This window comes from Pantoea sp. SGAir0180 (assembly GCF_043546245.1).
Window position 1 is genome coordinate 3,791,476 of sequence record NZ_CP028071.1, and the last position, 18,986, is coordinate 3,810,461.

Sequence of the window (18,986 nt, forward strand, 5' to 3'; positions counted from 1 at the left end):
TTTTTACCAGCTCAGGCTGACGCACAGTCCGCCTTCCGGAAGCTGACTGAAGTGCAGCGTCATGCCATGTAACTGGGCAATATTGCGCACAATAGATAAACCTAATCCACTGCCACTTTTCTCCTGTCCTGGCGGACGCCAGAAACGCTCACCCAGTCGTTGCAGCGCATCGGGGGATAAACGGTTGCCGTTATCTTCCACTCGCAATCTTCCTGACTGAAGAATCAGATCCACGTTGCTGCCTGACGGTGTATAACGAATGGCGTTATCAAGCAGATTCCTTATCAGCAAAGACAGCAGCAAGGGATGTCCCGAAATGACCGGATCGGCTTTAGCATTGAGGCGCAACCGGATATCACTTTTCTCTGCCAGCGGCAGCTGTGAGGCCAGTGTTTCCTGCGCCACTTTCTTCAGCATGACAGGCTGGAACGCGTTACGGGCATCCTCTGCTTCAATACGCGACAGCGTCAGTAACTGATCCACCAGACGTGTCGCCCGGACAATGCCCGCATCCAACTGCTGAAGTGCATGCGTGCGCATTGCCTCGTCATCGGCGGCCAGTTGGATGACCTCGCTTTGTACCTGCAGGGCCGCCAGCGGACTGCGTAATTCGTGCGCCGCATCGGACGTGAAGCGGCGTTCCCGCTGCACCATCGTATGAATTCGACCAAACAGCCCATTCAGCGCGTCAATGACCGGGCGCACCTCTTTTGGCACACGGTCAGCCTGTAAAGGCGCATCATCATCAGGTGCGCGTTGAGCCAGTTGCTGGCTGAGCTTTTTTAGCGGGCGGAGTTCATACCAGACCAGGCCCGTTAACATCAGCAGCATAAAGGGGAGTGAAATCAGCCAGGGCAGCGTGCTGGTCTTCACGATATCGTTGGCCATGTCATCCCGGTATTCCCATTCCTGACCCACCACTACGCGGTAGCGTTGATCGGGCGTGGTCAGCCAGACTAACCGCCAGGGATCGTCATCGTCCCTGAGCTGACCATTCAGAAAGCCCTGATGATCGGCATTAAAGAGAAGATCTTTGCCGTTATCGCCATCGTTGAGGACCGGTTTCCCATCATGCGTAAAGACGGCAAAGGCCAGTGCATCATCATCCTGTTCGCCCCGGTTATGGGGCAGTATTTTTTTACTCCTGGGAAGCGAAGTTTCGTTCACTGAGGTGAAATTCAGCGTCAGCAGGCGCTTTGCAAGTAACAGTTGCTGCGTATCAAACAGCTCATTGATCGTTTCACGCGTCTGGTAGCGAGCGCTCAGCGTGGCCGCTCCCCAGCAGATGCCGAGTATCAACATCAGACCAATGCCCAGACGCAGGAATAAGCTCATCGATCGCATTCGCTTTCCCCCAGCGTATAGCCCACGCCGTGGATCGTGCGAATAAAGCGTTGGCCTAATTTCCTGCGCAGATGATGAATATGCACCTCAACCGCATTACTCGAAACCTCGGTATCCCATGTGTAAAGTTTTTCTTCTAACTGGCTGCGCGTCAGCACGCGCCCCGGGTTACGCATAAACAGTTCCAGCAGCGCCATCTCGCGGCTTTTTAGTTCAACGCTGGCCCCGTTTTGTACCACGCTGAGGTTACCGGGGACCAATACGACATCGCCGTGACGCAGTTCGGGTTGCAGTTGCCCATGACGTCGTCGAATCAGTGCCTGCAAACGCGCGGCGACTTCGGTCAGCGCAAAGGGTTTGCACAGATAATCGTCCGCGCCCATCTGTAATCCTTCAACCCGTTGGTCGAGTGCATCGCGCGCCGTCAGAATGAGTACCGGGACATCGTACCCCTGCTGACGCCACTGGCGCAGAATGTCCAGCCCGTCACGCTCCGGCAGGGACAAATCAAGCACAACCGCATCCCACGGGGCGGCATTCAGGGCCTGAAATCCGGCTTCGCCTGAGACAAACCAGTCGACGCTAAACCCCAGCTTGCTGAGTCCAGCCTTAATGCCGTCGCCGATCAGGCGATCGTCCTCAATCAGTAAAATGCGCATCATCTCTCCCTTTTAATAAGCGATTTATACGAAGCGAAATGGCGGTTGTACAGCGAGTCTGGCTAAAAAAAGAGGATATTTTCCCCTTAAGATCCTGTTAAGAACTGTGTGGTTTACTGCTTCCACTGAAAGAACGGATTCACAGACAAGAGGTGACGAAATGAAAAAGTATGCTGCACTTATCGCTGTAACACTGTTAGCGTCTGCGCCTGTACTGGCGGCACAACAAGGCGGTTTTGTTGACCCGAATGCGCCTGCACCGGCAGCACACACGCAGCAGGGTGGTTTTCACGCCGATCACACCAGCGTCGTGACGGTGAAGCAGGCTGAAGCGATGAAAGATGACAGCTGGATTACCGTAAGGGGTCAGCTTGAAAAACAAACGGGTAACGAAGATTATTTGTTCCGCGATGAAAGCGGCACAATGACGGTCGAGATCGACCATAAACGCTGGAATGGCGTCACGGTTTCGCCGAAAGATCGGGTTGAGCTGACAGGTGAACTGGATAAAGACTTCAACAGCATTGAACTGGATGTGAAACAGGTTAAGAAGCTTCCTTAATCTCCCGTGACCGGACCGTATTGACGGTCCGGTTTTCCTTTCAAAACAGTCCCTAACTCAAATTCCCTCCGGCAATATCGAAACGTTTCGATAGCGATCACAAATTTCTTCTCCAGTGGTTGAATTGTAACCTTCTTTTTATACACTCCAGAAAGCGAAACGTTTCGCTCTGGAGTGTATAAATGAAAAAAGGTCGCCTGTTAAACGCTGAACTCTCTTACGTTATCGCCCGCCTGGGCCATACAGATACGTTGACGATCGCTGATGCGGGGTTGCCCATTCCGGCAGAAACGCAGCGTATCGATCTGGCACTGATACCGGGTACGCCAGGCTTCATGCAGGTGGTGGAAGCGGTAACGCATGAGATGCAGGTGGAAAGCGCCTTTATCGCGGAAGAAATTAAGCAACACAATCCGCAGCTCCATAGCGAACTGATCGCCGTGCTCGACGCATTGCAACAGCACCAGGGAAATCGCATTACCATCCGCTACATCAGTCATGAACAGTTTAAACAACAAACACAACGTAGCCAGGCGGTCATTCGCAGCGGAGAGTGCTCTCCGTATGCGAATGTCATCCTGAGTGCCGGTGTGACCTTCTGAGGCCGTTATGCAACCGTTACTGCAGCTCAAAGGCATCGAAAAAGCGTTTCCGGGCGTGAAAGCATTAAATGGCGCGTCGCTGTCCGTCTGGGCAGGACGCGTTATGGCATTAGTCGGTGAGAATGGCGCCGGCAAGTCCACCATGATGAAGGTGCTGACCGGGATTTATACCCGTGATGCCGGATCACTGCAGTGGCTGGGCGAAGAAACCACCTTCAGTGGACCGAAAGCCTCGCAGGAAGCCGGTATCGGCATTATCCATCAGGAGCTCAACCTGATCCCGCAGTTGACTGTGGCAGAAAACATCTTTCTTGGGCGTGAATTCGTTAATGGTTTTGGTCGCATTAACTGGAAGCGGATGTATGCCGAGGCGGATGCGCTCCTGAAACGCCTGAATCTGCGTTTTAGCAGCCACAAGCTGGTGGGCGATTTATCCATCGGCGATCAACAAATGGTCGAAATTGCCAAGGTTCTGAGCTTTGAATCGAAAGTCATCATTATGGATGAGCCCACGGATGCGCTGACGGATACCGAAACATTGTCCTTGTTCCGGGTGATCAATGAACTGAAGGCGCAAGGATGCGGCATCGTTTATATCTCTCATCGTATGAAAGAAATTTTTGAGATTTGTGATGACGTGACGGTCTTCCGTGACGGGCAATTTATTGCAGAGCGTCCGGTCGCCGAGATGAGCGAAGAGAGCCTGATCGAAATGATGGTGGGGCGCAAATTAGAAGATCAGTATCCCCATCTGGATGAGGCGCCCGGCGAAATTCGTCTTAAGGTTCAGAACCTCAGCGGCCCTGGCGTGGATGACGTCAGCTTTACCTTACGTAAAGGCGAAATTCTCGGCGTATCGGGCCTGATGGGCGCAGGCCGGACAGAGTTAATGAAAATTTTGTATGGTGCCTTGCCCCGTACCGGGGGGCAGGTCTGGTTGAGTGGACGTGAAGTCGTGATCCGTTCTCCTCAGGATGGCCTGGCTAACGGCATCGTTTATATCTCCGAAGATCGCAAGCGCGATGGCCTGGTGTTAGGCATGTCAGTCAAAGAAAACATGTCGCTTACCGCCTTACGCTATTTCAGTCACCCGGCTGGCAGACTGCGCCATGCGGAAGAGCAGCTCGCTGTAAAAGATTTCATTCGCTTATTTAACGTGAAAACGCCGTCGATGGAGCAGCCGATTGGCCTGTTATCGGGCGGGAATCAGCAGAAGGTGGCGATAGCCCGTGGATTGATGACGCGCCCTAACGTGTTGATTCTTGACGAACCGACGCGCGGCGTGGACGTCGGGGCCAAAAAAGAGATCTATCAGCTGATTAATCAGTTCAAAGCTGAAGGGCTGAGCATCATCCTGGTGTCGTCAGAAATGCCAGAGGTGCTGGGCATGAGTGACCGCATTGTCGTGATGCATGAAGGCCGTTTAAGCGGCGAATTTAGCCGTGAAGAAGCTACCCAGGAAAGCCTGATGGCAGCAGCCGTCGGTAAGCAACACAGTGAGGATTTAGTTGTATGACCACCCAAACCGTTCCATCTAACCGTCGCTGGTTCAGCAAAGCCTGGCTACTTGAGCAAAAATCGCTGATTGCGCTGATTGTGTTGATTGCTGTGGTGGCGAGCCAGAGCCCGAATTTCTTTACTGTGGCCAATCTGTTCAACATTCTTCAGCAGACATCGGTCAATGCCATCATGGCTGTGGGAATGACCCTGGTCATTTTAACGTCCGGCATCGATCTTTCCGTCGGCTCGCTGCTGGCACTGACCGGCGCGGTGGCCGCCTCGTTGGTAGGCATGGAGGTGAATGCCTTTGTTGCCGTTGCAGCCTCCCTGGTGCTGGGCGCGGCGATTGGTGCGGTCACGGGAACCATCGTGGCGCGGGGCAAGGTGCAGGCGTTTATCGCTACGCTGGTCATGATGTTACTGCTGCGCGGCGTCACCATGGTTTATACCAACGGCAGTCCGGTTAATACCGGTTTTAACGATAATGCCGATCTGTTTGGCTGGATTGGTATTGGTCGTCCGCTGGGTATTCCAACACCGGTCTGGCTGATGGCGCTGGTGTTTGTCGCCGCCTGGTACATGCTGCATCACACGCGCCTGGGTCGCTATATTTATGCGTTGGGCGGTAATGAGGCGGCCACGCGTCTCTCCGGCATCAACGTTAACCGTGTGAAAGTTATTGTTTACTCACTGTCTGGCATGCTGGCCGCGCTGGCGGGATCGATTGAAGTGGCGCGTCTGTCTTCTGCCCAGCCAACAGCGGGTACAGGCTATGAACTGGACGCTATCGCGGCTGTCGTGCTGGGCGGAACGAGTCTGGCAGGCGGTAAAGGCCGCGTCGTTGGCACCTTAATTGGCGCATTAATCCTTGGCTTTTTAAACAATGGATTAAATCTGATGGGTGTATCTTCCTACTACCAGATGATCGTCAAAGCAGTCGTTATTCTGCTGGCGGTGCTGGTGGATAATAAAAGCAGCAAATAACTCAGACTCTTATACAGGATAAAATGATGAAAAAGTTAACTGCACTCGCTGTCATTCTTGGCGCAACCCTCAGCGCCAGCGCAATGGCGAAAGATACCATTGCCCTTGTTATCTCTACGCTGAATAACCCGTTCTTTGTGTCCCTGAAAGACGGCGCGCAAAAAGAAGCGGACAAACTGGGTTACAACCTGGTCGTGCTGGATTCACAGAACAACCCTGCGAAAGAACTGGCTAACGTGCAGGATCTGACTGTTCGCGGCACCAAAGCACTGCTGATCAACCCAACCGATTCTGACTCTGTAGGCAATGCCATCAAGCTGGCTAACCAGGCAAAAATCCCTGTTATCACGCTGGATCGCGTGGCGGCTCAGGGTACCGTGGTAAGCCATGTTGCATCTGATAACCGTTTCGGCGGAAAAATGGCAGGTGACTTTATTGCCCGTAAACTGGGTGATGGCGCGAAAATCATCGAATTAGAAGGGATCGCGGGAACTTCAGCAGCCCGTGAACGTGGCGAAGGCTTCCAGAAAGCCGTTGATGCACACAAGTTCAAGGTTCTGGCCAGCCAGCCTGCTGACTTTGACCGTACTAAAGGCCTGAACGTGATGCAGAACCTGTTGCAGGCGCATCCAGATGTGCAGGCGGTATTTGCCCAGAACGACGAAATGGCACTGGGTGCCCTGCGTGCACTGCAGACTGCTGGCAAGACCGATGTGCTGGTGGTGGGCTTTGACGGCACGCCAGATGGTGTGAAAGCCGTTGAAGGCGGTAAGCTGGCGGCGACCGTTGCTCAGATGCCAGAGAAAATTGGCATGATCGGCGTTCAGACTGCTGATAAAGTGCTGAAAGGCGAAAAAGTGCAGGCAGTTTATCCAGTTGATTTGAAACTGGTTACTAAATAAATCAAAGAAAAGCAGGGCACTGCGCCACCCATCGGTGGCGCACTTATTTCGGACTCTCCCAATGAGCAAACACGCAAAACTGGCCGTTCTCGGCAGCATCAATGCTGACCATATCCTTAATCTGGCACACTTTCCCCGTCCCGGCGAAACGGTGATCGGGCAGAAATATCAGATTGCGTTTGGTGGTAAAGGCGCCAATCAGGCGGTTGCGGCCGGCCGTGCGGGCGCTGATATTGCCTTTATTGCTTGTGTCGGTGCCGATGACATTGGTGAACGTGTCTGTCAGCAACTCGCGCAGGATAAGATTGATACCCAGCCGGTAGAGGTCATTGAGGGTGAATCGACGGGCGTTGCGATGATCTTCGTCAATGGTGAAGGCGAAAATAATATAGGCATCTATTCCGGTGCTAATGCCGCGTTAACGCCAGCCTACGTCGCGCGTCACCAGCAGGTTATCGCCGGGGCTGACGCATTACTGATGCAGCTTGAATCGCCACTGGACAGCGTGGTAGCGGCGGCAAGCCTTGCCCGACAGCATCAGACGCAGGTCATTTTGAATCCTGCGCCAGCAACGGCTCTGCCGGACAGTCTGTTAGCGCTGGTTGACGTGATTACGCCAAACGAGACTGAGGCTGAAATCCTGACAGGAATCGCCGTCAGAAATGATGAGGACGCTGCGCGTGCGGCGGCTGCGTTACATAATAAAGGCATCCCCACTGTCTTGATCACCCTAGGACGCCGTGGCGTCTGGCTGAGTGAAAAGGGCCAGGGGCAACGTGTTGCGGGTTTTGACGTGAAAGCCGTAGATACGATTGCGGCGGGTGATACGTTTAACGGCGCGTTTATCACAGCACGTCTTGAAGGCAAGGCCATGCTGGATGCCGTTCGCTTTGCGCACGCTGCTGCGGCAATTGCGGTAACCCGTTCGGGAGCACAGCCCTCTGTACCCTGGCGTGCCGAGATCGACGACTTTTTACAGCAACAGGGTTAAGCGCTTGGCTACGATGAAAGATGTCGCCCGGCTGGCGGGCGTCTCCACCTCAACGGTTTCACACGTCATCAACAAGAATCGTTTTGTGAGCGATGGGGTGCGTGAAAAAATCGAACAGGCGATTCGCGATCTGAACTATGCGCCGTCGGCACTGGCTCGTAGCCTCAAGCTTAACCAAACCCATACGATCGGCATGCTACTGACCGCCAGCAGTAACCCCTTTTATGCCGAAGTGGTACGTGGTGTTGAAGACAGCTGTTATGAGCGTGGATACAGCCTGATTCTGTGCAATACCGCCGGGGACGAAGACCGTATGAATCGTAGCCTGGAAACCTTGCTGCAAAAGCGGGTCGATGGTTTGCTGATTATGTGCACGGAAAGCCATTTACCGTCGGCGGAAATCCTGAATCGTTATCCTTCTATTCCTATGGTGATGATGGACTGGGCGCCTTTCGAAGGGCGGGGCGATATCATTCAGGATAACGCGCTGTTGGGGGGTGAACTGGCGACACAGCATCTGATTGACAGCGGATATTCGCGAATCGCCTGTATTTCCGGGCCGCTTGATAAAACCCCGGCGCGCATGCGCCTTGAAGGTTTTCATCAGGCAATGCAGAAAAACGGTCTGGAGGTCCCGCCAGACTATGTCGTGAGCGGTGACTTTGAGTTTGCGGGCGGTTATAACGCCATGTTCGAACTGTTGGCGCTGGATACCCCACCGCATGCCGTTTTTACCAGTAACGACGCGATGGCGGTTGGGGTTTACCATGCACTACATCAGGCCGGCTTGCAGATTCCGCAGGATATGGCGGTGATGGGATATGATGACGTGGAACTGGCGCGCTATATGTCGCCGCCGCTGAGCACCATTCATCAACCGAAAGATGAGCTGGGTGAACTGGCTATTGATACGTTGATTTATCGTCTGAGTAATCCCGACGTCAGCCAGCAGACGCTGGTACTGACGCCGGAACTGGTTCCGCGGGGATCGGTTTAAGCTTTCTTCTTTTTATCGCGATTTTTAATCAGGTTGCGTCCGTCGCCATTGCGCAGCATCGTAAACGTCAGCGCTGACAGGACGGTGACGATGCCCATCGTCAGGAAGGTAGAATGGAATTGTTCTACTGTCGTGCTATCAAATTCCTGATAAAAGCGCAGGACGGCCGCACTGACGGCCACCCCAAAGCTGATCGCGAGCTGCTGTGTCACCGCGAGTACACTGTTGCCGCCACTGGCATTGTCGTCATCCAAATCAGCCAGGGTAATGGTGTTCATTGCCGTAAACTGGGTGGACATCGCCATACCTAACAGAAAGAGCGGAATTAATAAGAACGCAATATCCTCAGAAGGTGACTGCAGCGAGAAGCTGGCGATCATCACGCCAATGATCATCGTAATACTGACTAACAGGCGGCGATAACCAAACCAGCGCAGTAATTGCGTCACGCTTTGTTTAGCCAGAATGGAGCCAATGGCTGTGGGGGCCATCATGCAGCCAGCCAGAATCGCAGAATAGCCAAATCCTACCTGAAGCATCAGCGGCATCAAAAACGGCACGCAACCAGTGCCCAGCCGCGAAGCGATGTTACCAATGATGCCTACCGAGAATGTGCGTGTCTTAAACATGGGCAGATTGATCAACGGCGAGGGATGACGCCGGGCATGGGCTATATAGAGGAGCAACAAGACAACGCCGCCAGTCAGAACGCCTGCCGCAAGCCAGGGTGAGACAATACGCTCACCAAACAGCTCTATGCCGGTAGAGATCATCACTAATCCAATGCCGAACAATAAAAATCCCAGAAAGTCGAAACGGCGCTTTGGTGTCGTGAAGTCAGGCATGAATTTACGTGCATAGACGATGCCGAGCAGACCTATCGGAATGTTTATCAGGAAGATCCAGTGCCAGGTGGCATAGGTCACCATGATTCCCCCCAGCAACGGCCCCAGTATCGGTCCGACTAATCCCGGCATGGTGACAAAGTTGAGAATAGGTAAGAGTTCACTACGGGGATAGGCACGCAGAAGTGCCAGCCGCGCGACGGGCATCATCATCGCGCCACCCACGCCCTGAATAACGCGCGATGTGACCAGTATTGATAAGGAGGGCGATAAGGCACAGGCAAGTGAACCCAGCGTAAACAGCGAAACGGCAATAATAAAGATCTTGCGTGTGCCAAAGCGGTCTGCAAGCCATCCACTAACCGGAATAAGCATGGCAACAGTTAAGGTGTAGCTGATAACGGCGGACTGCATGGCTAGCGGGGAACGTTCAAGGCTGGTAGCGATCGCGGGCAGCGCGGTATTGAGTATCGTGGCATCCAGTGACTGCATAAAGAAGGCCATAGCGGCAATCCATGGCAGACCGGCCATACTGCGCGCGGATTTAATCATTGAGCGTCCTTCGTAATGTCTTCGGCAAAGAATATAAAAAAGAATAGCATTGGCAGAAATGCACAATACGCCTCTTTCAACCGATATGTGGTGATTTCCGTGCGTTATTTACGCAGGATGTGTCGCTTTTTACCCCGTTCGTTTAAAAATGAATCGCTCAGTCATTTTTTTATAATTAATGCTTGTCACCCAGAAAGAACGCCCTATAATGCGCCTCCACTGACACGGCACAACGGCTTACGTAACGCGGTGTTCAGCAGAGAACTCCCCGGAGTTTTCGCCGGAGAAAAACTTCTGAAAAAGAAGTTGACTCTGAAGGAGGAAAGCGTAATATACGCCACCTCGCAACAGACGGTTAACCCGCTGGTTGCACTGCTCTTTAACAATTTATCAGACAATCTGTGTGGGCACTCGCAGGATTGATATCCGCGTCTCCGGACGCAAAAAATATCAAGTCTTAAGAGTGAACACGTATTGAAATTCATTACGACGTTTTCCTTGAGCATCGCTGCACTGGTTGCAGCAAATCAAACTTTAAATTGAAGAGTTTGATCATGGCTCAGATTGAACGCTGGCGGCAGGCCTAACACATGCAAGTCGGACGGTAGCACAGAGGAGCTTGCTCCTCGGGTGACGAGTGGCGGACGGGTGAGTAATGTCTGGGAAACTGCCCGATGGAGGGGGATAACTACTGGAAACGGTAGCTAATACCGCATAACGTCGCAAGACCAAAGTGGGGGACCTCCGGGCCTCACACCATCGGATGTGCCCAGATGGGATTAGCTTGTAGGCGGGGTAACGGCCCACCTAGGCGACGATCCCTAGCTGGTCTGAGAGGATGACCAGCCACACTGGAACTGAGACACGGTCCAGACTCCTACGGGAGGCAGCAGTGGGGAATATTGCACAATGGGCGCAAGCCTGATGCAGCCATGCCGCGTGTATGAAGAAGGCCTTCGGGTTGTAAAGTACTTTCAGCGGGGAGGAAGGTGTTGAGGTTAATAACCTCAGCAATTGACGTTACCCGCAGAAGAAGCACCGGCTAACTCCGTGCCAGCAGCCGCGGTAATACGGAGGGTGCAAGCGTTAATCGGAATTACTGGGCGTAAAGCGCACGCAGGCGGTCTGTTAAGTCAGATGTGAAATCCCCGGGCTTAACCTGGGAACTGCATTTGAAACTGGCAGGCTTGAGTCTCGTAGAGGGGGGTAGAATTCCAGGTGTAGCGGTGAAATGCGTAGAGATCTGGAGGAATACCGGTGGCGAAGGCGGCCCCCTGGACGAAGACTGACGCTCAGGTGCGAAAGCGTGGGGAGCAAACAGGATTAGATACCCTGGTAGTCCACGCCGTAAACGATGTCGACTTGGAGGTTGTTCCCTTGAGGAGTGGCTTCCGGAGCTAACGCGTTAAGTCGACCGCCTGGGGAGTACGGCCGCAAGGTTAAAACTCAAATGAATTGACGGGGGCCCGCACAAGCGGTGGAGCATGTGGTTTAATTCGATGCAACGCGAAGAACCTTACCTACTCTTGACATCCAGCGAACTTTCCAGAGATGGATTGGTGCCTTCGGGAACGCTGAGACAGGTGCTGCATGGCTGTCGTCAGCTCGTGTTGTGAAATGTTGGGTTAAGTCCCGCAACGAGCGCAACCCTTATCCTTTGTTGCCAGCGATTCGGTCGGGAACTCAAAGGAGACTGCCGGTGATAAACCGGAGGAAGGTGGGGATGACGTCAAGTCATCATGGCCCTTACGAGTAGGGCTACACACGTGCTACAATGGCGCATACAAAGAGAAGCGACCTCGCGAGAGCAAGCGGACCTCATAAAGTGCGTCGTAGTCCGGATCGGAGTCTGCAACTCGACTCCGTGAAGTCGGAATCGCTAGTAATCGTGGATCAGAATGCCACGGTGAATACGTTCCCGGGCCTTGTACACACCGCCCGTCACACCATGGGAGTGGGTTGCAAAAGAAGTAGGTAGCTTAACCTCCGGGAGGGCGCTTACCACTTTGTGATTCATGACTGGGGTGAAGTCGTAACAAGGTAACCGTAGGGGAACCTGCGGTTGGATCACCTCCTTACCTGAAGATACCTTCGTGCGAAGTGCTCACACAGATTGTCTGATAGAAAGCTGAAGAAGCAAGACGGCTGCGAAGCCGAGACACACGTACGTGTCCCCTTCGTCTAGCGGTTAGGACTCCGCCCTTTCACGGCGGCAACAGGGGTTCGAATCCCCTAGGGGACGCCACTTGCTTGGTGACAGGTGAAAGGTGTCTCCACAAAGTATCTCAAAACTGGCCTCAGGGTCACGTTTGAGATATTTGCTCTTTAACAATCCGGAACAAGCTGAAAATTTGAAACGACGCACGTCGTGTTCCTCCGTAATAAGGAACACAGCACGATGCGTTCGGGTCTCTCAAAAGCTCACGACACGCAAGCGCAAAACGCCTGTGGGTTGTGAGGTTAAGCGACCAAGCGTACACGGTGGATGCCCTGGCAGTCAGAGGCGATGAAGGGCGTGCTAATCTGCGATAAGCGCCGGTAAGGTGATATGAACCGCTACAACCGGCGATACCCGAATGGGGAAACCCAGTGTGACTCGTCACACTATCATGCAGTGAATCCATAGCGGCATGAGGCGAACCGGGGGAACTGAAACATCTAAGTACCCCGAGGAAAAGAAATCAACCGAGATTCCCCAGTAGCGGCGAGCGAACGGGGAGGAGCCCAGAACCTGCATCAGCTTGTGCATCAGTGGAAGCGTCTGGAAAGTCGCAGGGTACAGGGTGATACTCCCGTACACAAAGGTGCACAGGCTGTGAGTTCGATGAGTAAGGCGGGACACGTGGTATCCTGTCTGAATATGGGGGGACCATCCTCCAAGGCTAAATACTCCTGACTGACCGATAGTGAACCAGTACCGTGAGGGAAAGGCGAAAAGAACCCCGGCGAGGGGAGTGAAACAGAACCTGAAACCGTGTACGTACAAGCAGTGGGAGCACCTTCGTGGTGTGACTGCGTACCTTTTGTATAATGGGTCAGCGACTTATATTCTGTAGCAAGGTTAACCGTATAGGGGAGCCGCAGGGAAACCGAGTCTTAACTGGGCGTTAAGTTGCAGGGTATAGACCCGAAACCCGGTGATCTAGCCATGGGCAGGTTGAAGGTTGGGTAACACTAACTGGAGGACCGAACCGACTAATGTTGAAAAATTAGCGGATGACCTGTGGCTGGGGGTGAAAGGCCAATCAAACCGGGAGATAGCTGGTTCTCCCCGAAAGCTATTTAGGTAGCGCCTCGTGAACTCATCTCCGGGGGTAGAGCACTGTTTCGGCTAGGGGGCCATCCCGGCTTACCAACCCGATGCAAACTGCGAATACCGGAGAATGTTATCACGGGAGACACACGGCGGGTGCTAACGTCCGTCGTGAAGAGGGAAACAACCCAGACCGCCAGCTAAGGTCCCAAAGTCATGGTTAAGTGGGAAACGATGTGGGAAGGCACAGACAGCCAGGATGTTGGCTTAGAAGCAGCCATCATTTAAAGAAAGCGTAATAGCTCACTGGTCGAGTCGGCCTGCGCGGAAGATGTAACGGGGCTAAACCATGCACCGAAGCTGCGGCAGCGACGCGTAAGCGTTGCTGGGTAGGGGAGCGTTCTGTAAGCCGCTGAAGGTGTGCTGTGAGGCATGCTGGAGGTATCAGAAGTGCGAATGCTGACATAAGTAACGATAAACAAGGTGAAAAACCTTGTCGCCGGAAGACCAAGGGTTCCTGTTCAACGTTAATCGGAGCAGGGTGAGTCGACCCCTAAGGCGAGGCCGAAAGGCGTAGTCGATGGGAAACAGGTTAATATTCCTGTACTTGGTGTTACTGCGAAGGGGGACGGAGAAGGCTATATCGGCCGGGCGACGGTTGTCCCGGTTTAAGCGTGTAGGTGTGTGCGCCAGGCAAATCCGGTGCACTTTACACTGAGGCGTGACGACGAGGCACCACGGTGCTGAAGTGATAAATGCCCTGCTTCCAGGAAAAGCCTCTAAGCATCAGGTAACACGAAATCGTACCCCAAACCGACACAGGTGGTCAGGTAGAGAATACCCAGGCGCTTGAGAGAACTCGGGTGAAGGAACTAGGCAAAATGGTGCCGTAACTTCGGGAGAAGGCACGCTGGCGCGTAGGTGAAGGGACTTGCTCCCGGAGCCGAGGCCAGTCGAAGATACCAGCTGGCTGCAACTGTTTATTAAAAACACAGCACTGTGCAAACACGAAAGTGGACGTATACGGTGTGACGCCTGCCCGGTGCCGGAAGGTTAATTGATGGGGTTATCCGTAAGGAGAAGCTCTTGATCGAAGCCCCGGTAAACGGCGGCCGTAACTATAACGGTCCTAAGGTAGCGAAATTCCTTGTCGGGTAAGTTCCGACCTGCACGAATGGCGTAATGATGGCCAGGCTGTCTCCACCCGAGACTCAGTGAAATTGAAATCGCTGTGAAGATGCAGTGTACCCGCGGCAAGACGGAAAGACCCCGTGAACCTTTACTACAGCTTGACACTGAACACTGAGCCTTGATGTGTAGGATAGGTGGGAGGCTTTGAAGCGTGGACGCCAGTCTGCGTGGAGCCGTCCTTGAAATACCACCCTTTAATGTTTGGTGTTCTAACGTGGGCCCGTGATCCGGGCTGCGGACAGTGTCTGGTGGGTAGTTTGACTGGGGCGGTCTCCTCCCAAAGCGTAACGGAGGAGCACGAAGGTTGGCTAATCCTGGTCGGACATCAGGAGGTTAGTGCAATGGCATAAGCCAGCTTGACTGCGAGAGTGACGGCTCGAGCAGGTGCGAAAGCAGGTCATAGTGATCCGGTGGTTCTGAATGGAAGGGCCATCGCTCAACGGATAAAAGGTACTCCGGGGATAACAGGCTGATACCGCCCAAGAGTTCATATCGACGGCGGTGTTTGGCACCTCGATGTCGGCTCATCACATCCTGGGGCTGAAGTAGGTCCCAAGGGTACGGCTGTTCGCCGTTTAAAGTGGTACGCGAGCTGGGTTTAGAACGTCGTGAGACAGTTCGGTCCCTATCTGCCGTGGGCGCTGGAGAATTGAGGGGGGTTGCTCCTAGTACGAGAGGACCGGAGTGAACGCACCGCTGGTGTCCGGGTTGTCACGCCAGTGGCACTGCCCGGTAGCTAAGTGCGGAAAAGATAAGTGCTGAAAGCATCTAAGCACGAAACTTGCCCCGAGATGAGTTCTCCCTGAGGCTTCGGGCCTCCTGAAGGGACGTTGAAGACGACGACGTTGATAGGCCGGGTGTGTAAGCGCAGCGATGCGTTGAGCTTACCGGTACTAATGACCCGTGAGGCTTAACCTTACAACGCCAGAGGCGTTTTGGGTTGAGAGACAGAAAGAATTTTCAGCCTTGTTTACCGGATAACGCCGTGCGGCCCGAGAGGGCGGTGCGGCAGACAGAATCTGCCTGGCGGCTGTAGCGCGGTGGTCCCACCTGACCCCATGCCGAACTCAGAAGTGAAACGCCGTAGCGCCGATGGTAGTGTGGGGTCTCCCCATGCGAGAGTAGGGAACTGCCAGGCATCAATCAGGTGAAGAAGCCCCGTACGGAAGTACGGGGCTTTTTTACGTCCGCCGTCCGGGGAGGGCGTGGCCTGCCGGACCTCTGCGGGCTTCACAGATCTCTGTTGCTGCCTGCCGGTCTCCTCCCTGGTCCTGCCCTGACCGTTTACCTTGCCTCTGCATGTATGCGTAACCGTCATACCATTCATCTTCCGACGCCGCCCTCGTACAACCCCATACGACGTCTCAGCCGATACCTGTCAGAGATAACGCGCCCTGTATCTCGTTCCCTTAACTGGCCTTTTCCAGCCATGTCATGATAAACGCAGCAATCTCTCCGGGCTGGTTCATATCCACGGTAGGCACATCCGGCTTACGCGAAAGGTCGTCAGTGACAACCGCCACGACATGCTCATCCAGCAGATCGACCAACTCCCCTTTAACACCCGATCGCCAAAGCACGATTTTGGGCACGGGCTCATCTTTGAAGCCTTCCACTAGCACCAAATCCAGTTGCGTACTATCCATTCGTGAGGCTAACGCCCTTAGACTAACGGGCTGCTCTGGCGTTTCACACATCATCGCCCAGCGCCGATCGCTGGCGACAATAACCTGATCGGCACCGGCTTTTCGCAGCCGATAGCTGTCCTTACCTGGCGTATCAACATCCATCTGATGATGCGTATGTTTGATCAGTCCTGCTCGTATTCCCTGCGCTTTCAACAGCGGTATAACCTGCTCAAGCAGCGTGGTTTTACCGGTTCCGCTCCAGGCGACAATCGCTAATAACGGGACGGGCATGATGATTTCTCCCGATTAACCAGGTCGTCAGGCGTATTAATATTGCGGAAAGCTGATTCCGCATCACTGAACAGTACGGGATGTCCACCCTGTTCACGCATAAATTGCATAAGCCTGCGTTCACCACGTAACAAGCCCGCTTCAAGATCGCCGATCAGCGCCCGATTCATCAGCGCCAGAGTCGGATGATCACGTTCGGATGACTGCACCCAGACAACAGGTGCGCTGTTACGCTGCTGCCAAAGACGCGCAACAAAATCGCCGGGAATATCAGGTGTATCGCACGCGCAAAACGCAACCCACTCAGTAGGACTGTTTCGCAAACCGCTCAGCATACCTGCCAGTGGTCCGGGATAGTCCTGCATGGTGTCAGCCACGACCTGACAACCACTTATCTGATAACGATCAATGTTACGGTTGGCGCTTATTAACACAATGTCTACCTGCGGCTTTAACCGCTGAAGAACATGCTGATAAAGTGGTTTACCTTGCAGCATTATTAACCCTTTATCCTGTCCTCCCATACGGCGACCTTGTCCACCTGCAAGGATTACCCCGGTAATTGCTGTCATTTTCGTCTCCTGACTCAAATCTGGACGATACTCACATTGCGGCAGCGGACCACCTGCATAAAGGAATCATCATGAAAACGCATCGGCTGAGTGAACTGCTCGAACTCCTGCAACCTGCCTGGGAAAAAGAACCTGATCTTAACCTGCTGGCATTTTTACAAAAACTGGCCCAGGCGTCCGGTTTCGTTGGCCCATTAAGTGAATTAAGCGATGACATATTGATTTATCATCTAAAAATGCGTGATTCTGCCAGCCATGATCAGATTCCCGGACTGAAAAAAGACTATGAAGTTGATTTTAAAACGGCGCTGCTGCGTGCACGTGGAGTCATTAAAAATGATGAGTAGTGTTATCCTTAGCCGTTCACAGTAAAGATAAGCACAGGGATAACCATGAGTGATGCCGCCTTTAATTTTCAAACGCTCAATCCAGATGTCCTGCTTGATGCGCTTTGGGAAACAGGTATTCGGGTAGACTCCGGTCTTACTGCCCTGAACAGCTACGAAAACCGCGTTTATCAGTTTAGCGATGATAACAGGCAGCGCTATGTGGCCAAGTTTTACCGACCACAGCGTTGGTCTGCTGAGCAGATTACTGAGGAGCATCAGTTCTCTCACGATTTACTCGGCGATGAAGTGCCCATTGCTGCGCCCCTGGTTCTTAAGGGTAATACGTTGCAACAGCATGCGGGTTTTTACTTTGCGGTTTTCCCCAGCCTCGGGGGCCGACAATATGAAACCGATAACGACGATCAGATGGAATGGGTTGGGCGCTTCCTGGGCCGCATGCATCAAACTGGCCGAAAAAATCTGTTCCGGCATCGCCCCTCAATGGGACTTGATGAATATCTGGATCAGCCCCGGGATGTGCTGGCAAACGCTGAACTTGTGCCCGCGTCGCTGCGCAGTGCATTGTCAGAGGCCGTCGATAAGCTGGGTATGACACTCCGTCAATGCTGGCACGACAACTGGCAGCCGTTACGATTACATGGTGATTGCCACCCAGGCAATATCCTGTGGCGGGACGGCCCCCTGTTTGTCGATCTCGACGATGCCCGCAATGGCCCGGCCGTTCAGGATCTGTGGATGTTGATCAGCGGCGATAAGCAGGAGCAGCGGATCCAGTGGGATATTCTGCTGGAAGCCTATAGTGAATTCAGTGATTTCGATATTAACGAATTGTCACTGATTGAACCTTTACGTGCGATGCGCATGATTTATTATCTGGCCTGGGTTGTTCGCCGCTGGCAGGACCCCGCCTTTCCGCGCGCGTTTCCCTGGATGACCGATGAGGATTTTTGGCGCAGGCAAATTTTGCAGTTTATCGAGCAGGAAAAGGTGTTGCGGGAACCCCCGTTGCAGCTGACCCCGCAATTTTAATGACAAGTCAGGAGAGTTTTCCCCAATGAAGAAAATATTTTTTGCACTGATGGGTTTGGTGCTGGCCTTCAGCGCATCTGCTGCACAATTCTCTGAAGGTAAACAATATGTCAGCCTGCCTAAGCCGGTTGCCGGTGAACCGCAGGTCATGGAGTTTTTCTCATTTTTCTGTCCTCACTGCTACCAGTTTGAAGAAATCTATCATGTCAGTGATGCGGTGAAAAAGAACCTGCCAGCGGATACCAAAATGGTTAAATACCATGTTGATTTCCTGGGCGGCGAGCTGGGGCCGGTTGTCACGCACGCATGGGCTGTGGCCATGGCGCTGGGGGTTGAAGATAAAGTCACGGCACCTATTTTCGACGGTATTCAGAAAACCCAGACCATTACCGATCCCGCCAGTCTGAAAGACGTTTTCATCAAAGCCGCAGGCATTACCTCTGAGCAATATGATTCGGCCTGGAACAGCTTTGCAGTAAAAGCGCTGGTTGCCCAGCAGCAAAAAGCGGCCGCTGATGTGGATCTGCGCGGTGTTCCCGCTATCTTTATTAACGGCAAATACATGGTTAATAATGGTGGACTGGATACGAGCTCAATGGAAAACTTCGTGGCGGATTATGCCAACGTTGTTAAATTCCTGGTCGAAAAGAAATAAGCGTTTTTTGCTATCATCTTCCGCAAAACGCCAGCATTCGCTGGCGTTTTCTTTTGCCATCACTCACCTTATCTCTGCT

General features: G+C 53.2%; 15 protein-coding genes, 1 tRNA gene and 3 rRNA genes. 14 read left to right on the forward strand and 5 right to left on the reverse strand.

The window, feature by feature from the left end; genetic code table 11:
- Positions 1 to 3: 3 nt before the first annotated feature.
- Positions 4 to 1,344 (reverse strand): quorum sensing histidine kinase QseC, encoded by a 1,341-nt coding sequence (qseC, locus tag C1N58_RS17760; protein ID WP_394564383.1) that lies wholly within the window; start codon positions 1,342 to 1,344, stop codon positions 4 to 6.
- Positions 1,332 to 2,003 (reverse strand): quorum sensing response regulator transcription factor QseB, encoded by a 672-nt coding sequence (gene qseB, locus C1N58_RS17765; protein ID WP_394564898.1) that lies wholly within the window; start codon positions 2,001 to 2,003, stop codon positions 1,332 to 1,334. Before qseB ends, qseC begins: the two co-directional genes overlap by 13 nt.
- 160 nt (positions 2,004 to 2,163) lie before the next feature.
- Here qseB and C1N58_RS17770 point away from each other — a divergent pair, with 160 nt between their 5' ends.
- The 7 genes from C1N58_RS17770 (at position 2,164) to rbsR (ending at position 8,541) form a co-directional block, all read left to right on the forward strand.
- Positions 2,164 to 2,565, forward strand: coding sequence for a YgiW/YdeI family stress tolerance OB fold protein (locus C1N58_RS17770; RefSeq protein ID WP_006121186.1), 402 nt, complete (start codon positions 2,164 to 2,166; stop codon positions 2,563 to 2,565).
- A gap of 182 nt (positions 2,566 to 2,747) precedes the next feature.
- A complete protein-coding gene (gene rbsD / locus C1N58_RS17775) occupies positions 2,748 to 3,167 on the forward strand; it encodes a D-ribose pyranase (RefSeq protein WP_006121185.1) in 420 nt (139 codons plus the stop codon).
- Positions 3,168 to 3,174: 7 nt separating this feature from the next.
- Positions 3,175 to 4,683 carry a ribose ABC transporter ATP-binding protein RbsA gene (gene rbsA, locus C1N58_RS17780; protein WP_033737209.1) on the forward strand — a complete coding sequence of 503 codons (1,509 nt, stop codon included), beginning with the start codon at positions 3,175 to 3,177 and terminating at the stop codon, positions 4,681 to 4,683.
- A complete protein-coding gene (rbsC, locus tag C1N58_RS17785) occupies positions 4,680 to 5,651 on the forward strand; it encodes a ribose ABC transporter permease (protein ID WP_006121183.1) in 972 nt (323 codons plus the stop codon). Before rbsA ends, rbsC begins: the two co-directional genes overlap by 4 nt.
- A gap of 26 nt (positions 5,652 to 5,677) precedes the next feature.
- Positions 5,678 to 6,553 carry a ribose ABC transporter substrate-binding protein RbsB gene (rbsB, locus tag C1N58_RS17790; protein WP_033737208.1) on the forward strand — a complete coding sequence of 292 codons (876 nt, stop codon included), beginning with the start codon at positions 5,678 to 5,680 and terminating at the stop codon, positions 6,551 to 6,553.
- A gap of 61 nt (positions 6,554 to 6,614) precedes the next feature.
- Positions 6,615 to 7,544 carry a ribokinase gene (gene rbsK / locus C1N58_RS17795; protein WP_262959630.1) on the forward strand — a complete coding sequence of 310 codons (930 nt, stop codon included), beginning with the start codon at positions 6,615 to 6,617 and terminating at the stop codon, positions 7,542 to 7,544.
- Positions 7,545 to 7,557: 13 nt separating this feature from the next.
- Positions 7,558 to 8,541 (forward strand): ribose operon transcriptional repressor RbsR, encoded by a 984-nt coding sequence (gene rbsR / locus C1N58_RS17800; protein WP_033737206.1) that lies wholly within the window; start codon positions 7,558 to 7,560, stop codon positions 8,539 to 8,541.
- Here the strand turns inward: rbsR and mdtD are convergent.
- Entirely contained in the window at positions 8,538 to 9,938 is a 1,401-nt protein-coding gene (gene mdtD, locus C1N58_RS17805) for a multidrug transporter subunit MdtD (protein WP_006121179.1), read from the reverse strand. The two genes, rbsR and mdtD, sit on opposite strands and share 4 nt — an antisense overlap.
- Before the next feature lie 536 nt (positions 9,939 to 10,474).
- On the opposite strand from mdtD, the gene C1N58_RS17810 reads away from it, so the two are divergent.
- From C1N58_RS17810 to rrf, 4 genes are all read left to right on the forward strand, one after another.
- Positions 10,475 to 12,016: ribosomal RNA gene (locus tag C1N58_RS17810) — 16S ribosomal RNA — on the forward strand.
- 92 nt (positions 12,017 to 12,108) lie between these two features.
- A tRNA-Glu gene (locus C1N58_RS17815) sits at positions 12,109 to 12,183 on the forward strand.
- Between the two features lie 213 nt (positions 12,184 to 12,396).
- Positions 12,397 to 15,300 (forward strand): 23S ribosomal RNA (locus tag C1N58_RS17820).
- 104 nt (positions 15,301 to 15,404) lie between these two features.
- Positions 15,405 to 15,520, forward strand: a 5S ribosomal RNA gene (rrf, locus tag C1N58_RS17825).
- Together the 16S, 23S and 5S rRNA genes with 1 tRNA gene alongside form the textbook arrangement of a ribosomal RNA operon.
- A gap of 271 nt (positions 15,521 to 15,791) precedes the next feature.
- On the opposite strand, the gene mobB is transcribed toward rrf, so the two are convergent.
- Entirely contained in the window at positions 15,792 to 16,301 is a 510-nt protein-coding gene (gene mobB / locus C1N58_RS17830) for a molybdopterin-guanine dinucleotide biosynthesis protein MobB (protein WP_033738020.1), read from the reverse strand.
- Positions 16,283 to 16,873: a molybdenum cofactor guanylyltransferase MobA gene (gene mobA / locus C1N58_RS17835; RefSeq protein ID WP_033738021.1), complete on the reverse strand. Its 591-nt coding sequence runs from the start codon at positions 16,871 to 16,873 to the stop codon at positions 16,283 to 16,285. Before mobA ends, mobB begins: the two co-directional genes overlap by 19 nt.
- 71 nt (positions 16,874 to 16,944) lie before the next feature.
- On the opposite strand from mobA, the gene C1N58_RS17840 reads away from it, so the two are divergent.
- Genes C1N58_RS17840 through dsbA form a run of 3 tightly spaced genes read left to right on the forward strand, consistent with a single transcriptional unit; the run spans position 16,945 to position 18,907 of the window.
- On the forward strand, positions 16,945 to 17,220 hold the full coding sequence (locus C1N58_RS17840) for a YihD family protein (RefSeq protein ID WP_006121318.1): 276 nt from the start codon (positions 16,945 to 16,947) through the stop codon (positions 17,218 to 17,220).
- A gap of 45 nt (positions 17,221 to 17,265) precedes the next feature.
- Positions 17,266 to 18,252 carry a serine/threonine protein kinase gene (locus C1N58_RS17845; protein WP_006121320.1) on the forward strand — a complete coding sequence of 329 codons (987 nt, stop codon included), beginning with the start codon at positions 17,266 to 17,268 and terminating at the stop codon, positions 18,250 to 18,252.
- 25 nt (positions 18,253 to 18,277) lie between these two features.
- Positions 18,278 to 18,907, forward strand: a complete 630-nt coding sequence (gene dsbA, locus C1N58_RS17850) for a thiol:disulfide interchange protein DsbA (protein WP_006121321.1) — start codon at positions 18,278 to 18,280, stop codon at positions 18,905 to 18,907.
- The last annotated feature ends 79 nt before the right edge of the window (positions 18,908 to 18,986 follow it).

What these genes read in the sequence shown, in the direction of transcription:
- qseC (WP_394564383.1), bottom strand. Translation starts at nt 1,344, where the DNA reads ATGCGATCGATGAGCTTATTCCTGCGTCTGGGCATTGGTCTGATGTTG.
- qseB (WP_394564898.1), bottom strand. Translation starts at nt 2,003, where the DNA reads ATGCGCATTTTACTGATTGAGGACGATCGCCTGATCGGCGACGGCATT.
- C1N58_RS17770 (WP_006121186.1), top strand. Translation starts at nt 2,164, where the DNA reads ATGAAAAAGTATGCTGCACTTATCGCTGTAACACTGTTAGCGTCTGCG.
- rbsD (WP_006121185.1), top strand. Translation starts at nt 2,748, where the DNA reads ATGAAAAAAGGTCGCCTGTTAAACGCTGAACTCTCTTACGTTATCGCC.
- rbsA (WP_033737209.1), top strand. Translation starts at nt 3,175, where the DNA reads ATGCAACCGTTACTGCAGCTCAAAGGCATCGAAAAAGCGTTTCCGGGC.
- rbsC (WP_006121183.1), top strand. Translation starts at nt 4,680, where the DNA reads ATGACCACCCAAACCGTTCCATCTAACCGTCGCTGGTTCAGCAAAGCC.
- rbsB (WP_033737208.1), top strand. Translation starts at nt 5,678, where the DNA reads ATGAAAAAGTTAACTGCACTCGCTGTCATTCTTGGCGCAACCCTCAGC.
- rbsK (WP_262959630.1), top strand. Translation starts at nt 6,615, where the DNA reads ATGAGCAAACACGCAAAACTGGCCGTTCTCGGCAGCATCAATGCTGAC.
- rbsR (WP_033737206.1), top strand. Translation starts at nt 7,558, where the DNA reads ATGAAAGATGTCGCCCGGCTGGCGGGCGTCTCCACCTCAACGGTTTCA.
- mdtD (WP_006121179.1), bottom strand. Translation starts at nt 9,938, where the DNA reads ATGATTAAATCCGCGCGCAGTATGGCCGGTCTGCCATGGATTGCCGCT.
- mobB (WP_033738020.1), bottom strand. Translation starts at nt 16,301, where the DNA reads ATGCCCGTCCCGTTATTAGCGATTGTCGCCTGGAGCGGAACCGGTAAA.
- mobA (WP_033738021.1), bottom strand. Translation starts at nt 16,873, where the DNA reads ATGACAGCAATTACCGGGGTAATCCTTGCAGGTGGACAAGGTCGCCGT.
- C1N58_RS17840 (WP_006121318.1), top strand. Translation starts at nt 16,945, where the DNA reads ATGAAAACGCATCGGCTGAGTGAACTGCTCGAACTCCTGCAACCTGCC.
- C1N58_RS17845 (WP_006121320.1), top strand. Translation starts at nt 17,266, where the DNA reads ATGAGTGATGCCGCCTTTAATTTTCAAACGCTCAATCCAGATGTCCTG.
- dsbA (WP_006121321.1), top strand. Translation starts at nt 18,278, where the DNA reads ATGAAGAAAATATTTTTTGCACTGATGGGTTTGGTGCTGGCCTTCAGC.